This is a genomic window from Halomonas sp. M1, from assembly GCF_029581375.1.
In the GTDB taxonomy this organism is placed as follows: Bacteria; Pseudomonadota; Gammaproteobacteria; order Pseudomonadales; family Halomonadaceae; genus Vreelandella.
The window spans coordinates 2879894-2895537 of the sequence record NZ_CP121119.1 but is presented as its reverse complement, the minus strand read 5'-3'; the positions used below and the strand labels follow the sequence as shown (position 1 = coordinate 2895537).

General features: G+C 53.9%; 10 protein-coding genes and 1 rRNA gene. 3 read left to right on the top strand and 8 right to left on the bottom strand.

What is annotated here, in order from left to right; all coding sequences use genetic code 11:
* Positions 1–172 precede the first annotated feature (172 nt).
* From P8S54_RS13325 to ilvC, 3 genes are all read right to left on the bottom strand, one after another.
* Positions 173–1705: ribosomal RNA gene (locus P8S54_RS13325) — 16S ribosomal RNA — on the bottom strand.
* 464 nt (positions 1706–2169) lie between these two features.
* Complete coding sequence (gene pssA / locus P8S54_RS13320) at positions 2170–3105, bottom strand: CDP-diacylglycerol--serine O-phosphatidyltransferase (RefSeq protein ID WP_281442117.1); 936 nt, start codon at positions 3103–3105, stop codon at positions 2170–2172.
* 162 nt (positions 3106–3267) lie between these two features.
* A complete protein-coding gene (ilvC, locus tag P8S54_RS13315) occupies positions 3268–4284 on the bottom strand; it encodes a ketol-acid reductoisomerase (RefSeq protein ID WP_281442116.1) in 1017 nt (338 codons plus the stop codon).
* 218 nt (positions 4285–4502) lie between these two features.
* Here ilvC and ilvY point away from each other — a divergent pair, with 218 nt between their 5' ends.
* The gene (gene ilvY / locus P8S54_RS13310; protein WP_281442115.1) at positions 4503–5390 is read left to right on the top strand and encodes an HTH-type transcriptional activator IlvY; all 888 of its coding nucleotides are present in this window, start codon (positions 4503–4505) and stop codon (positions 5388–5390) included.
* Between the two features lie 93 nt (positions 5391–5483).
* On the opposite strand, the gene ilvN is transcribed toward ilvY, so the two are convergent.
* The 5 genes from ilvN to rluD all read right to left on the bottom strand — a co-directional run bounded on the left by ilvN (position 5484) and on the right by rluD (position 12640).
* A complete protein-coding gene (gene ilvN / locus P8S54_RS13305; RefSeq protein WP_009101679.1) occupies positions 5484–5975 on the bottom strand; it encodes an acetolactate synthase small subunit in 492 nt (163 codons plus the stop codon).
* Entirely contained in the window at positions 5975–7699 is a 1725-nt protein-coding gene (locus P8S54_RS13300) for an acetolactate synthase 3 large subunit (protein WP_281442114.1), read from the bottom strand. Before P8S54_RS13300 ends, ilvN begins: the two co-directional genes overlap by 1 nt.
* Positions 7700–8193: 494 nt before the next feature.
* The gene (clpB, locus tag P8S54_RS13295; protein WP_281442113.1) at positions 8194–10773 is read right to left on the bottom strand and encodes an ATP-dependent chaperone ClpB; all 2580 of its coding nucleotides are present in this window, start codon (positions 10771–10773) and stop codon (positions 8194–8196) included.
* Positions 10774–10928: 155 nt separating this feature from the next.
* Positions 10929–11684 (bottom strand): peptidoglycan editing factor PgeF, encoded by a 756-nt coding sequence (gene pgeF, locus P8S54_RS13290; RefSeq protein ID WP_281442112.1) that lies wholly within the window; start codon positions 11682–11684, stop codon positions 10929–10931.
* Positions 11681–12640 carry a 23S rRNA pseudouridine(1911/1915/1917) synthase RluD gene (gene rluD, locus P8S54_RS13285; protein WP_281442111.1) on the bottom strand — a complete coding sequence of 320 codons (960 nt, stop codon included), beginning with the start codon at positions 12638–12640 and terminating at the stop codon, positions 11681–11683. The genes pgeF and rluD overlap by 4 nt, the downstream gene beginning before the upstream one ends.
* Before the next feature lie 210 nt (positions 12641–12850).
* Here rluD and P8S54_RS13280 point away from each other — a divergent pair, with 210 nt between their 5' ends.
* Positions 12851–13663 carry an outer membrane protein assembly factor BamD gene (locus P8S54_RS13280; protein WP_281442110.1) on the top strand — a complete coding sequence of 271 codons (813 nt, stop codon included), beginning with the start codon at positions 12851–12853 and terminating at the stop codon, positions 13661–13663.
* A gap of 233 nt (positions 13664–13896) precedes the next feature.
* Entirely contained in the window at positions 13897–15591 is a 1695-nt protein-coding gene (locus tag P8S54_RS13275; protein ID WP_281442109.1) for a methyl-accepting chemotaxis protein, read from the top strand.
* The last annotated feature ends 53 nt before the right edge of the window (positions 15592–15644 follow it).

Sequence of the window (15644 nt, the reverse complement as noted above, 5' to 3'; positions counted from 1 at the left end):
TTAAAGAGCGACTGCTATAAGCAGTGATAAACGGGTCGTGTTTTCCACATCAAAAGAAAAAGAAAGGTCTTTTCTTCTTTTTTAGTGTGAAAGAGCGTTTATCACTGCTCATCAACAGCATTCTGATCAGGTAATTCATTGTGAGCGCTTACCGCGAGGATAATGCATCGTTTAAGGAGGTGATCCAGCCGCAGGTTCCCCTACGGCTACCTTGTTACGACTTCACCCCAGTCATGAACCACACCGTGGTGATCGCCCTCTTGCGTTAGGCTAACCACTTCTGGTGCAGTCCACTCCCATGGTGTGACGGGCGGTGTGTACAAGGCCCGGGAACGTATTCACCGTGACATTCTGATTCACGATTACTAGCGATTCCGACTTCACGGAGTCGAGTTGCAGACTCCGATCCGGACTGAGACCGGCTTTTCGGGATTAGCGCACTCTCGCGAGTTGGCAACCCTTTGTACCGGCCATTGTAGCACGTGTGTAGCCCTACTCGTAAGGGCCATGATGACTTGACGTCGTCCCCACCTTCCTCCGGTTTGTCACCGGCAGTCTCCTTAGAGTTCCCACCATTACGTGCTGGCAAATAAGGACAAGGGTTGCGCTCGTTACGGGACTTAACCCAACATTTCACAACACGAGCTGACGACAGCCATGCAGCACCTGTCTCTGCGTTCCCGAAGGCACCAAGTGATCTCTCACAAGTTCGCAGGATGTCAAGAGTAGGTAAGGTTCTTCGCGTTGCATCGAATTAAACCACATGCTCCACCGCTTGTGCGGGCCCCCGTCAATTCATTTGAGTTTTAACCTTGCGGCCGTACTCCCCAGGCGGTCGACTTATCGCGTTAACTTCGCCACAAAGTGCGCTAGGCACCCAACGGCTGGTCGACATCGTTTACGGCGTGGACTACCAGGGTATCTAATCCTGTTTGCTACCCACGCTTTCGCACCTCAGTGTCAGTGTCAGTCCAGAAGGCCGCCTTCGCCACTGGTATTCCTCCCGATCTCTACGCATTTCACCGCTACACCGGGAATTCTACCTTCCTCTCCTGCACTCTAGCTTGACAGTTCCGGATGCCGTTCCCAGGTTGAGCCCGGGGCTTTCACAACCGGCTTATCAAGCCACCTACGCGCGCTTTACGCCCAGTAATTCCGATTAACGCTTGCACCCTCCGTATTACCGCGGCTGCTGGCACGGAGTTAGCCGGTGCTTCTTCTGCGAGTGATGTCTTTCCTAGGGGGTATTAACCCCTAGGCGTTCTTCCTCGCTGAAAGTGCTTTACAACCCGAGGGCCTTCTTCACACACGCGGCATGGCTGGATCAGGGTTTCCCCCATTGTCCAATATTCCCCACTGCTGCCTCCCGTAGGAGTTCGGGCCGTGTCTCAGTCCCGATGTGGCTGATCATCCTCTCAGACCAGCTACGGATCGTTGCCTTGGTGAGCCATTACCTCACCAACTAGCTAATCCGACATAGGCTCATCCAATAGCGGGAGCCGAAGCCCCCTTTCTCCCGTAGGACGTATGCGGTATTAGCCTGGGTTTCCCCAGGTTATCCCCCACTATCGGGCAGATTCCTATGCATTACTCACCCGTCCGCCGCTCGTCAGCATCTAGCAAGCTAGATCTGTTACCGCTCGACTTGCATGTGTTAGGCCTGCCGCCAGCGTTCAATCTGAGCCATGATCAAACTCTTCAGTTTAAAATCATTGTGATGCTTGCTCGTTACTTAAGGACTAGCCGAAAGCAACAAAAGCGCATCAAACTTGGCTCAAGGTTCAAACGAATTCATTTCAATTTACATTGTCATGACCGCTTGCCTTGATATTTGGTGATTTACCACCCTCATCGGCAAGCGCCCACATGAATTACCTGATCAAATTGTTAAAGAGCGTTTCGCTAACATAACCGGCTTGCCGTTGAACTGGCTTGCCTCAGCGAGGAAGGCGTATTCTACGCATTTCCTGGTGGTTGTCAACCGCTGTTTTCAGTGACTGAATCCAGCGAACGAGGCGAGCCGCACAACCGCTCTAACCTACTGACAAACCGAAGGTTTTCACCTTCATTTACCGCTGGTAACGCTTGGCGTCCCCGGCAGCGGATGCGTACTTTACGGATTCGCTGCCGTCTTGGCAAGGGCTATTTTAAAAACAAGTCGAAAAATTCTCAACTTTTGGCTTTTGCCTTGCGCATCACAGCTAATACCGGACCAGAAGCCACATAGGCACCAAAAAGCAGTAGTAGCATTACTGAGGGCTCGACCGAGATCATAACGAACCCTAGCACCACTGCTAAAAGCACCACGAAAGGCACTGGCTTTTTAAAGTCTAGGTCTTTAAAGCTGTAATAGCGAATATTACTGACCATCAAGATACCCGCAGTGCCAACAACAAACAGCATCAGCAACTTGAAGCCAAAAGCATCTGCATCAAAACTGTGGAAGGTCCAGACACAAGCAGCCACAAGCGCCGCCGCTGACGGACTGGGCAAGCCGATAAACCACTTCTTATCAACACTACCGATTTGCACATTGAAACGCGCCAGGCGTAAGGCTGCACAGGCTACGTAGAGAAACGCCACGACCCAGCCTGTTTTACCGATATCTTGCAGAATCCAAGTAAACGCCACCAAGGCAGGCGCCATTCCAAACGAGATCATATCGGCTAGACTATCGTACTCAGCGCCAAACTCACTTTGGGTATTGGTCATCCGGGCTACGCGGCCATCCAAACCATCCAACACCATTGCAATAAATATCGCCACTGCGGCGGAGGTGAACTCGCCGTTAATACCCGCCACCACCGCGAAGAACCCTGAGAACAACGCAGACGTGGTGAACAGATTGGGTAGTAAGTAAATACCTTTGCGACGGATTTTCTTGCCGTTTTCAACCGCTTCTTCAACGACCTCAGTTTCCCGTAAAAAAACGGCGGCGAGATCTTCATTACTGACAGCATCGTCGCTAACCGTGTCATTACTAAAAGCATCGTGCCCAACATCGCTTTGAACGACCGCCTCGTCACTACTTGCTGCCTTCTGGCCTTTCTGAGACGCTGACTGCGGGGTCTTTTCGTGCTCTTGATCGCGAGCATCCTGGGTCATAAATATCATCCGTTTGAAGTGAAGCCACAAGAACTGTGATCTCTTTTCATTCTACACGGTGGCGCTAACTCAGCCAGTCAATTGCAGCATGCAACGTCAAACGCCTCGGGGCGCGACAATGCGCGCCCCGAGGCTCTAGTTAATGCACTAGCCGTTAACCACTTAGTTTTTCGATTTATCAACCAGCTGATTAGCTGCAATCCACGGCATCATGCCACGCAGCTTAGCACCCACTTGCTCAATTTCGTGCTCAGCATTCAGACGGCGACGTGCGGTCATGGATGGGTAATTAGTGTTGCCTTCCTGAATAAACATTTTGGCATACTCACCCGTTTGAATACGCTTGAGTGCATTGCGCATTGCTGCACGCGACTCGTCGTTAATCACCTCAGGACCAGTAACGTACTCACCGTACTCCGCATTGTTGGAGATGGAGTAGTTCATGTTAGCGATACCTCCTTCATACATCAGGTCAACAATCAGCTTAAGCTCATGCAGACACTCGAAGTACGCCATTTCCGGTGCATAACCCGCTTCCGTCAGGGTTTCAAAACCGGCTTTTACTAGCTCAACCGCACCACCGCACAAAACCGCTTGCTCGCCGAACAGGTCGGTTTCGGTCTCATCCTTGAAAGTTGTTTCGATGATACCGCTACGGCCGCCACCAACGCCTGCTGCATAGGAAAGCGCCAGCTCTTTAGCATTGCCCGATGCATCTTGGTGAATAGCGATCAGGTCAGGAATACCGCCACCCTTAACAAACTCAGAGCGCACGGTATGACCCGGCGCCTTCGGCGCGATCATAATCACGTCGAGGTCTTTGCGCGGCTCGATTTGGTTGTAGTGGATGTTGAAACCGTGGGCAAAGGCCAGCGTTGCGCCTTCTTTCAGGTTCGGCTCAACCTCCTGCTCATAGATAGCCTTTTGGTTTTCATCCGGCGCCAGCAACATGACTACATCGGCGGTTTTACACGCTTCAGGAACAGACGCTACTTTCAGGCCTGCGGCTTCGGCCTTAGCGGCAGAAGAGGAGCCTTGACGAAGTGCTACGGTAACGTCAACGCCTGACTCTTTCAGGTTGTTCGCGTGGGCGTGGCCCTGTGAGCCATAACCAACGATGGTGACTTTTTTGGCTTGGATAAGGGACAGGTCACAATCTTTATCGTAGTAAACGTGCATGGCGCAGCTCCAAAAATAGTATTCGATCAAAAAGTGATCATTGTATGGTGATGATCTTCATGACGCGTGTCAGCGTTGATGGCCACCCGTGCCGTCTTGTGCAGCACTGGGATTCGGCGTTAAAGACACTGTACGCCAGCAGCACTATTGCGTAAAACGCTATATTTGCAACATACTATTTCAAATTATGAAATATTGATTAAAATGTTGAGCACCCTATGGACTTCCGCCTACTTAAGCATGTGGTAACGCTCGCTGAATCACTGCACTTTGGCCGCGCCAGCGAGCTTTGTCATATCAGCCCTTCGACGCTAAGCCGCTCGATTCAACAAGTGGAAACCGAGCTGGGTACGCGTCTGTTTGAGCGCGATAACCGTCACGTCACACTGACCCCACAAGGCATCACGTTCCAACGCTATGCCAAGGAGACGTTAGAGCAGTGGGAAAACCAAAAGCGCACTCTGTCTGCAACCTCGACACAACTCAGCGGCGAAATCAGCATTTACTGCTCTGTCACCGCAAGCTATAGCTTTCTGTATGAATTATTAAGCGATGTACGTACCCGCCACCCAGGGATTGAGCTCAAACTTCATACCGGCGACCCTGCCGAAGCGATGTCGCGGGTGTTAGAAGGTGCAGACGACATGGCCATTACCCCGCGGCCTAGGATCCCACCCAGCGCGCTGGCCTTTAAGTCACTGACCCGCTCACCGCTGCTGTTTATTGCACCGACAGAAGCCCACCACTGGCTACCGCGCAAACCCGAAAGCTCAACAGCCGAACAGTGGCAACACGTGCCGATGATCTTGTCGGAAGCGGGGCTTTCCAGGGAGTTTGCCAATACGTGGTTCAAAGCCATGGGCATAACGCCGCGCATTTATGCCCAGGTAGCAGGTCACGAAGCGATTGTGAGCATGGTTGGGCTGGGGTTTGGCGTAGGGGTGGTTCCGAAAATAGTGCTAGATAACAGCCCACTGGCAGAGCGTGTGCAAGTGCTCAATGTAAAACCCGAGCTCCCCCACTACGATGTTGGGCTTTGCGTGCTTAATCGGCGTCTCAAAAACCCGATGATCGACGCCTTCTGGGCTACCGTGACGCCACGTTAACGTGCATTAAAAAACACCATAAAAAAAGCCGTCCTAGTTAAGGACGGCTTTCTAAGCTGCTTTTCAACGACTTACTCAATAAGCATGCTTCGCTTATAGCGACAACACTTTATCGCCGCGAGCAATACCGGATACCCCGGTACGCGCCACTTCCAGAATGCCTACCGGCGCCATGGCCTGAAGAAAAGCATCCAGCTTGCCCGCATCGCCAGTAATCTGAACGGTATAAAGGCTTGGCGTTACGTCGACGATCTGTGCACGAAAAATATCCACCGTACGCTTAACTTCATCGCGAGCAGCGCCTAACGCTTTCACTTTCACCAGCATCAGCTCCCGCTCAATGTGATTACCTTCGGTCAGGTCGACCAGCTTCACCACATCGATCAGTTTATTAAGATGCTTAGTGATCTGCTCAATCACACGGTCATCCCCAATAGTGGTGACCGTTAAACGCGAAAGCGACGGGTCTTCAGTGGGTGCCACGTTCAGCGTTTCAATATTGAAGTTACGCTGGGAGAACAGCCCGACCACACGTGACAGCGCACCCGGTTCGTTTTCCATCAGAATCGAGATGATATGACGCATCAGGTACGCTCCGTTTTAGACAGCAGCATGTCACGCATAGCACCTAACGGCACCTGCATCGGATAGACGTGCTCAAAAGGATCAACCTTCACATCCAGGAACACCAGCTCATGCTTATTGGCAAAGGCGCGCTCTAGCGCCGGCTCCAACTCATCAAGGGTATTCACGGTGATCGCGGTAAATCCGTACGCCTCAATCAGCATATGGAAGTCTGGCAGCGACTCCATATAAGAGTGCGCATGGCGGGATTTGTAGTTCAGATCCTGCCATTGGCGAACCATGCCAAGCGATGCGTTGTTGAGGTTTACAATCTTGACACCTATGCCGTACTGCTTACAGGTAGAGAGCTCCTGCATCATCATCTGGAAGCTGCCTTCACCGGTGACGCAGACTACGTCGTCATCTGGGAAGTTCTGCTTGATGCCCATGGCCGCAGGGAAACCAAAGCCCATGGTGCCCAAACCGCCCGACGTGATCAGTCGGTTAGGCTTGTCGAACTTGTAGTACTGGGCCGCAAACATCTGATGCTGGCCAACGTCAGTGGTCACGTAGGCTTCACCGCGAGTAACACGGCAAAGCGCTTCGACCACTTCCTGAGGTTTCAACACTTCGCCCGGCTTAGAAGACTCATATAGCTTGCCTTCACGTTCAGCACGCCAGCCGTCAATCTTCTGCCACCACTCGCTCAGCGCTTCAGGTTGCGAAATTGACTGACCTTGAACCAGGCTGATCATTTCATTAATGACGCTAGACGCTGGACCAACGATAGGCACATCCGCACGCACGGTTTTAGATACCGAGCTTGGATCCACATCCACGTGAATGATTTTTGCCGTGGGGCAGAATTTCGACGTGTTGTTGGTCACTCGGTCATCAAAACGCGCGCCAATGGCGATAATCAAATCCGCATGGTGCATGGCCATATTGGATTCATAAGAGCCGTGCATACCCAGCCAGCCCAGACACTGCCGATCACTTTGCGGGTAGGCGCCAATGCCCATCAGCGTGGTGGTAATGGGGAAACCGAGCTGTTTAACCAGATCAGTCAGCCCTTCACTCGCCTTGCCCAACACCACGCCGCCGCCGGTATAGAAGACTGGGCGCTTGGCTTTCAGCATCAGCTCAACGGCTTTTTTGATCTGGCCGGTGTGACCCCGAGTCACCGGGTTATAAGAGCGCATCTTAACCTTCTTCGGGTAGACGTACTCATAACGCTCGGTGGGCGCGGTCATGTCCTTGGGTATATCGACGACCACGGGGCCAGGGCGTCCGGTAGCGGCCAGGTAGTAGGCCTTTTTAAGCACTTCTGGAATTTCAGACGGATGCCGAATTGAGAAGCTATGCTTCACGATGGGCCGCGTCACGCCGACAATATCGGTTTCCTGGAAGGCGTCATCGCCAATCAGGTGGCTCATTACCTGGCCGCATAGCACCACTAATGGAATCGAATCCATATAAGCGGTCGCAATGCCGGTGACCGCATTGGTAGCGCCAGGGCCAGAGGTCACTAGCACGGTTCCAGGCTTGCCGGAAGCGCGGGCGTAACCGTCGGCCGCATGGGTCGCTGCCTGTTCGTGACGCACAAGAATGTGCTTCACCTTGTCCTGACGGAACAGCGCATCGTAAATGTGCAGCGCTGCGCCGCCGGGATAACCATAAATGTATTCCACGCCCTCATCTTGTAAGAAGCGGGCGATCATATCTGCGCCGGAAAGCAGTTCCACTGTGTTTCTCCCCTGGAGGTCTCGAGTGCGATCCGCAGGACATCCTGCGGTGTCGAGTGCGGCGGTATGCCGCTGCCGGCCCTTGCCGGCACCTGATGCCAAACCCTGGCATATGGCCCGGTTAGGGCCTGCACTCTCATCGGAAGCACTCATTTATTGCGATATAAATCAGTGGCTCCCTCACACGGCGGTTTGCCGTGTCGGGGCGTTGGCCAGGTTGGGCGGTTAGCCCAAGCCCGGAAGTCCTTCGGCGGGTAAAGGCCATTGCCTACCCTTCGCGCGGGGATTAGGGGTTGCCCGTTGGTTCCGCGCCCGCAAATCAGGAACCCACAAGATTCCATTAGCGCCCTCAGCCTGTCAACCTCCGATCAAGACAAACGCAACAAACGTCGCCGTAAGCCATTAAAAAAGCCCCGCTAGCAGAGCTAACGGGGCTTTTGCCCTATTCAATTGCGCAAGGCGTTCACTTGCCTAAGCGTGTAACCAAGCATGCATTACTCAAATATTAATTTCCCTTCACCCGCGCTGATATGAATAGTATCGCCGGGGGCATACTTACCTGCCAGCAGGTCTTGGGCCAACGGGTTCTCAATCCGGCTTTGAATCGCCCGCTTCAGCGGCCGTGCCCCATACACCGGGTCAAACCCCACCACCGCCAGTTGGGCCATCGCCTCATCGCTAATATCCAGGCTCAAGTCGTGCTCAGCTAAGCGCACTTTCAATCGCGCTAACTGAATACCGGCAATCGCCTGAATTTGCGCTTGACCAAGAGCGTGGAACACCACCACTTCATCAATACGGTTAATCAGCTCGGGGCGGAAGTGATTACCTACCACCTCCATTACCGCATTTTTCATTAACTCGTAGTCGTTATCATCCCCGCCCATGCGCTGGATAATATCCGAGCCCATGTTGGAGGTCATGACGATCACGGTATTGCGGAAATCCACCGTGCGCCCCTGGCCATCGGTCAAACGGCCATCCTCCAACACTTGCAGTAGGATGTTGAACACATCCGGATGCGCCTTTTCCACTTCATCTAGCAACAGCACCGAGTAGGGCTTACGGCGCACCGCTTCGGTTAAGTAGCCACCCTCTTCGTAACCCACGTAGCCTGGGGGCGCACCAATCAAACGCGCCACGGAGTGCTTCTCCATAAACTCCGACATGTCGATACGCACCATCGCTTCTTCCGTATCGAACAAGAAGTTAGCCAGCGATTTACATAGCTCTGTTTTACCCACCCCGGTGGGGCCGAGGAACAAAAACGAGCCGTTAGGCCGATTGGGGTCAGAAAGCCCGGCCCGGGAGCGACGAACGGCATTAGCCACCGCCTCTACCGCTTCATGCTGGCCGATGACCCGCTCATGCAGCGCCTCTTCCATGCGCAGCAGCTTATCCCGCTCGCCTTCTAACATCTTGGAGACGGGAATGCCTGTCCAGCGAGAGACCACTTCGGCAATCTCTTCTTCGGTGACGTTAGAGCGCAGCAGCTGGTGGCTGGCCGTATCCGCCTCGCCTTCCCCCGCTTCGCTGATTTTCTTCTCAAGCGCAGGAATTTTGCCGTATTGAATTTCCGACATACGCCCTAGGTCGCCCTGGCGACGCGCCTGCTCAAGGTCAATGCGCGCCTGCTCCAGCTCTGCTTTAAACTGGGCTGCGCCTTGGATACTGGCTTTCTCTGCTTTCCAGATCTCGTCCAAGTCAGCGTATTCACGCTCTAACTCGTGGATCTGGTTGTTCAACGCGTCAAGACGTTTCTTAGTGGCCTCGTCGGTCTCTTTCTTAAGCGCCTCACGCTCCATTTTTAGCTGGATTAAGCGACGATCCAGTCGATCCATCTCTTCAGGCTTGGAGTCCAGCTCCATGCGGATACGTGACGCCGCCTCGTCGATCAAGTCGATCGCTTTGTCGGGCAGCTGCCGATCCGTGATGTAGCGAGTAGACAGTTTCGCCGCCGCAATGATCGCAGAGTCGGTGATATCCACACCGTGGTGAACCTCGTAACGCTCTTTTAAGCCGCGCAGAATGGCCACCGTATCTTCTTCAGACGGCTCATCCACCAGCACCTTCTGGAAGCGGCGCTCCAGTGCGGCGTCTTTTTCGATGTATTTGCGGTACTCGTCCAGCGTTGTGGCGCCCACGCAGTGCAACTCACCACGGGCCAACGCAGGCTTAAGCATGTTGCCCGCATCCATCGCGCCTTCAGCCTTGCCCGCGCCCACCATGGTATGCAGCTCGTCAATAAACAGGATGACCCGACCTTCTTCCTGGGAAAGCTCTTTAAGCACAGCTTTCAGACGCTCTTCAAACTCGCCACGGAACTTAGCGCCTGCCAGTAACGAGCCCATATCCAGCGAAAGGACGCGCTTATCTTTCAGGCCTTCAGGCACTTCGCCGTTCACAATACGCTGCGCCAGCCCTTCGACAATGGCGGTTTTACCCACCCCAGGCTCACCGATCAGTACCGGGTTATTTTTGGTGCGGCGCTGCAGCACCTGGATCGTGCGGCGGATTTCGTCGTCGCGACCAATCACTGGGTCGAGTTTGCCGTCTAGCGCACGCTGGGTAAGGTCCATGGTGTACTTGTTAAGCGCTTCACGCTGGTCTTCAGCGTTAGCATCGTCGACGGTAGCGCCACCACGCAGGCTGTTGATAGCGGCTTCAAGGGATTTGCGGTTAATCCCTGCCTCTTTCATCAGCTTGGTAATCGCTGAATTCATTTCCAGCGCTGCCAGCAGTACCAGCTCAGAAGCGATGAACTGGTCACCACGCTTTTGCGCTTCCCGGTCGGTTAAGTTGAATAGCTTGATGAAGTCACGGGAGGGCTGAACATCCCCGTCGAACTGGCTTACCTTGGGTAAGTTATCTAACTGCTGCACCAAACCATCACGCAGGCGCGAGCTGCTGCCCTCGGCTTTTTCAACCAGGGCTTTAACGCCGGTGTCTTTGGTATCCAGCAGCGCCAGCAGCAAGTGCGCAGGGTCAAGCTGATTATGGCCGTGCCCAACCGCAAGGGACTGCGCCTCAGAAATGGCGGCCTGTAACTTGGCAGTAAATTTATCGAATCGCATGGAGTACCTCCTGGGGGTGCCGTGCGTTTGGACGCACGGTGTTTCCCAATAACGTGTCTTAAATGTGCTAAAAACGTTTAGCTTGACAAGTTAAATGGCGTCAGTTCCACACATTTCAAGAGGGCCGCATCACAAGCATAAAGGAATAGCGCTACTTAGTTGATCCAGATCACACTGGCCATGCGCCCGGTGTTGCCATTGTCACGGCGGTGGGAGTAAAAGCGCGACTCGCAGGCGGTACAGAAATGCCCGCCGCTGATGTGGTGAATCCCCAGCGCCTCCAAACGAAAGCGCGCTAGCCGATATAGGTCTGCCATGTAGTGACCCAGGCGATAGGGGCTGTGATCAAACGCGTCCGCCGTTTCAGGGTGTACCGCGACAAACGCGCCGTATACCTCAGGGCCTACCTCAAACTGGGCGTTAGAAATAGCAGGGCCTAGCCACACTAAAATATCGTCAGGGTCACAGTTCATCGCAGCGACGGTGGCTTCCAGCACACCGCCTGCTAACCCTCGCCAGCCCGCGTGGGCCACCCCCACTTGCGTGCCTTGGCGGTTACAAAACAGTACCGGCAAGCAATCGGCCGTCAGTACCACACAGGCATAGTCGTTGCTGCTGGCAACCGCCGCATCGGCTTCCGGCGTATCGCTTTGGTAGCTCTGCTGCACGCGCGCACCATGGGTTTGGTTGAGCCATAACAGCGGGCGCTCATCACCGATCTCTTTATGCATCAACCGACGGCACAGCGCGACGTGATCAGTGTTGTCGCCTACGTGGGTCGCTGGGTTGAACGCTGCAAAATCATCTTGGCTTGGCCCTGTTTCCCGAGTGGTGACGAACGCCCGTACATTCGCAGGCGCGGGCCAGTCGGGTAACAGCAGCGTGGGCTTTAAATCAATCGCATCGCTCATCGCATGGTCTCGTTGTCTTCGCGCAGGTAGTCCAACAACATTAGCAGATCATCGGGTAGATCGATCTGAAAAGTAAGTGTTTCACCACTTACCGGATGCACAAAACTCAGTTTGCGGGCATGCAGCGCCTGACGCGGAAACTCACGCAAAATCTCTTTTAACGGCTCAGCGGCGCCCGGTGGCAGTTTGGCACGACCGCTGTAGAGCGGGTCACCAATCAGTGGGTAGCGGGCATGGGCCATGTGGACGCGAATTTGGTGAGTACGCCCGGTTTCAAGCGTGCAACGCACGTGCGTATGGGCGCGAAAACGCTCCACCACGCGGTAGTGAGTCACCGCTGGCTTGCCCGCCGTGGTTACCGCTTGACGCTTACGGTCTTTCGGATGACGGCCAATGGGCGCATCAATCGTACTGCCTGCTACCGGCTTGCCAATCACCACTGCATCATACTGACGCGATACGCTGCGCGCCTGGAGCTGTTCGACCAGCGCCGTTTGGGCAGGCAGGGTTTTGGCGACCATCATCAACCCAGTGGTGTCTTTATCCAGGCGATGGACGATCCCCGCCCGCGGCACTTCCGCTAACGCAGAATGATGATGAAGCAACGCATTCAACAAAGTGCCATCAGGATTGCCCGCTGCAGGATGCACCACCATGCCAGCAGCTTTATTAATCACCATCACCGCATCGTCTTCGTAGACAATATCTAGCGGGATATCCTGGGGCTCAAAGCGCGTATCTTCTTCAATGGTCGCTTTAAGCACCAGCATTTCGTGGCCATGCAGCTTAGCTTTGGGTTTTAGTTTTGCGCCATCGACCGTTAATTCACCGGCGTTAATCCACGCTTTAAGGCGTTCGCGGGAGTAGTCACTGAACAACTCCGCCGCGACTTGGTCAAAGCGTGCGCCTGCTAGCGTGGCCGGTACCCGCTGCGTCGCTTCAACAATACGAGACATGCAGCACCTCTTCGATACACGAAAAACCTAGCCATGGCATGAAAACTTTTCCTTTAACGGCACCCGACGAAACGTTACTCAGAACATCGCTAAGCCTGCGTTTTGCGTCGAGGTGATTTATAGTGGGCTAACTGCGACCTATTCTACCATTTCTACTTATGGCCATCGTCGCTTTTCGGTGATTGAGGCTTGTTTGCAACGAGGATGATGATGCGCGTTTTTTCCGCTGCCAACCGCTTTGGCGCCCTAGCCTTGAGCCTTGCCCTTTTAGCAGGCTGTGCCAGTAATGGCTCAACCTCTGATGAGGATGATGAATTTGCGGGCGTACAAGAGCGCGAACTTTATGAGTTAGCGCGCACGGCGCTAGATAGCAATCGTTTCCCTATCGCCATTGAGCGCTTGGAAGCACTCGACACCCGCTACCCCTTCGGGCCACATGCTGAGCAGGCGCAACTTGAACTCATTTACGCCTACTACGAAAACAAGAACTGGGAAGAAGCCCGGGCTGCAGCTAGCCGCTTTATCCGCCTGCATCCTGACCATCCCCAGGTTGATTACGCCTACTATTTGCGCGGCCTTTCCGCTTGGCAAGCCGGGCGCTTTAGCCTGGAGCGGCTGCGCTTAATCGATATTTCCAAGCGCGATTTGGGCGCCTCCCGGGATGCGTATAACGATTTCCGTGAGCTGATACAGCGTTTCCCGCAAAGCCAATACGCCCCCGATGCTCAGCAGCGTATCGTTTACCTGCGTGAACTGCTGGCCCAGCACGAGCTACACGTTGCTGACTACTATTTACGCCGCGGCGCTTACTTAGCCGCCGTTGAGCGGGGTCGCTGGGTTATAGAGAACTACCCCGAAGCGACCGCCACCCGCGATGCCCTCGCCACGATGGTAGAGGGTTATAAAGGGCTGGGGATGGATGACCGCGCCAGCGAAGTGCTCGCCGTATTGCGGGAGAATGCCCCCGACCACGCGCAACTACGCGGCAGTCGCTTCGTACCCAAACATGGCAGCAGCAATTGAGAGGCTGTCTGCACCCGCTATTAGTTTAGCCCTTGTACAATTTTAAAAACCACGCCTCGGCGTGGTTTTTTGCTTTATCGCACAAACACTTAATTAACAAAAACTTATCTATACGAGAATAAAATGCTCCTATAAATTATTTACACAAAACATATACAAACAGTTGTACAAAAACCTATAATCATTCCAACTACATGATAAAGCGCCTCAACGGCGCCTAGGGAGCAGGCTCAATGTTGTCCTCAGCATCTCGTTTCAACGCCATGAAAATCAGCACCCGGCTAACTATCGCCTTTTCGGCACTGCTGGCACTGCTGGTTATTCTCACAAGCGCAGGTATTTACCAAGTTAATCAAATCGACCGTGGCCTCACGTCGATTAACGATGTGAACGGCACTAAACAACGCTTTGCGGTGGACTGGCGTGGCAGTGTGCATGACCGCGCCATTGTGCTGCGCGATGTCGTGATTACTGCCGGTGATGGCAATCTTAACGCGCTGGAAAGTGAAATCGAGCGCTTGCGCGATGCCTACGACACGGCGTCAGCCGGCATGTCGCAGGTAACCAGCGAACACACGGGAAGTGCACAAGAACAGAGCCTGCTCAACAGTATTGACGAACAGAAAACAGCCACCCACGCGCTTGCCGATCAGGTCATCAGCGCCCGTCAAGCGGGCGAATATGACAACGCCCAACGGCTGATGCTTGAACAGGCCGGACCCGCTTACACAGAGTGGCTAAACCGCATTAATCAGTTTATTGATTTACAAGAGCAGATTAACAACGCCACCACAGCGGAAGCGCGCGATACGGCGTCAGGCTTTCAGCTGCAGATGCTAGGGTTGACGCTATTTGCACTATTAGTGGGTGGCTTAATTGCGGTGTTTTTATCTCGTCAACTGTTGCGTGAGCTGGGCGCAGAGCCCCATGAGGTAAAAGCTTTTGCTGAAGCCATTGGCCGCGGCGAGCTAGCGACTAAAGGCCGTTTAAAGAAAGGCGACAACCACAGCATCATGGCGTCCCAGGTGGTGATGGCAAAGCAATTGCAAGATATTGTGACCCAGGTACGCGCATCTGCCGAAGCGGTTGCCTCCAATAGCGAGCAAATCGCTGAAGGCAACAATGATCTTGCCTCACGTACCGAACAGCAGGCGAGCGCCCTAGCGGAAACGGCCTCGGCGATGGAAGAACTCAACAGCACGGTGAAGCAAAACGCCGATAACTCTGCCCAAGCCAGCCAAGAAGCGACCAGCGCTTCTAAAACCGCCACTCAGGGTGGCGAGGCCGTTCATCAAGTTGTCGCCACGATGAATGACCTGAACAAGAGCTCGCAGGAGATCGCTGGCATTATTTCCACCATTGACTCGATTGCTTTTCAAACCAACATATTGGCGCTAAACGCCTCAGTAGAAGCAGCACGTGCCGGAGAACATGGCCGCGGCTTTGCAGTGGTGGCAGAAGAGGTGCGCAAGTTAGCTCAGCGTAGCGCCGACGCCGCTCGCGAAATTAATAAGCTTATTTCCAGCAACCTGGAGCGTGTTAATCACGGTAATGAACGCGCCGAAGAAGCCAGTAAATCCACCGAAGAGATTGTTGCTGCCATCGCCCGCGTGACCAGCATTATGCAAGAGATCAGCCACGCCAGCGCCGAACAGAGTGCAGGTGTACAAGAAGTAGGGCAAGCCGTCACAGAGATGGACCAAGTTACCCAGCAAAACGCCGCCCTGGTAGAAGAGAGCGCGACGGCTGCCAACAACTTACGTCAAAATGCCCACCAACTACTCCATGCGATGGGGGTTTTCAAACTACCTGCGAGCGCGGCCCAGCCAGCCGCACCTCTTCGCCCTAATCATGCCCTTCAGAACAAGGCTGCCCACGTACTCCCCTCAAACAAACAGGCGGCTGAGCCTGAATGGAAAAATTTCTAATCATAATTAACAAATATAACACTAACCCAGCCGCTAGCTATTGAGTGCAAGCG

What these genes read in the sequence shown, in the direction of transcription:
- P8S54_RS13275 (WP_281442109.1), top strand. Translation starts at nt 13,897, where the DNA reads ATGTTGTCCTCAGCATCTCGTTTCAACGCCATGAAAATCAGCACCCGG.
- clpB (WP_281442113.1), bottom strand. Translation starts at nt 10,773, where the DNA reads ATGCGATTCGATAAATTTACTGCCAAGTTACAGGCCGCCATTTCTGAG.
- pgeF (WP_281442112.1), bottom strand. Translation starts at nt 11,684, where the DNA reads ATGAGCGATGCGATTGATTTAAAGCCCACGCTGCTGTTACCCGACTGG.
- ilvY (WP_281442115.1), top strand. Translation starts at nt 4,503, where the DNA reads ATGGACTTCCGCCTACTTAAGCATGTGGTAACGCTCGCTGAATCACTG.
- ilvN (WP_009101679.1), bottom strand. Translation starts at nt 5,975, where the DNA reads ATGCGTCATATCATCTCGATTCTGATGGAAAACGAACCGGGTGCGCTG.
- ilvC (WP_281442116.1), bottom strand. Translation starts at nt 4,284, where the DNA reads ATGCACGTTTACTACGATAAAGATTGTGACCTGTCCCTTATCCAAGCC.
- pssA (WP_281442117.1), bottom strand. Translation starts at nt 3,105, where the DNA reads ATGACCCAGGATGCTCGCGATCAAGAGCACGAAAAGACCCCGCAGTCA.
- P8S54_RS13280 (WP_281442110.1), top strand. Translation starts at nt 12,851, where the DNA reads ATGCGCGTTTTTTCCGCTGCCAACCGCTTTGGCGCCCTAGCCTTGAGC.
- rluD (WP_281442111.1), bottom strand. Translation starts at nt 12,640, where the DNA reads ATGTCTCGTATTGTTGAAGCGACGCAGCGGGTACCGGCCACGCTAGCA.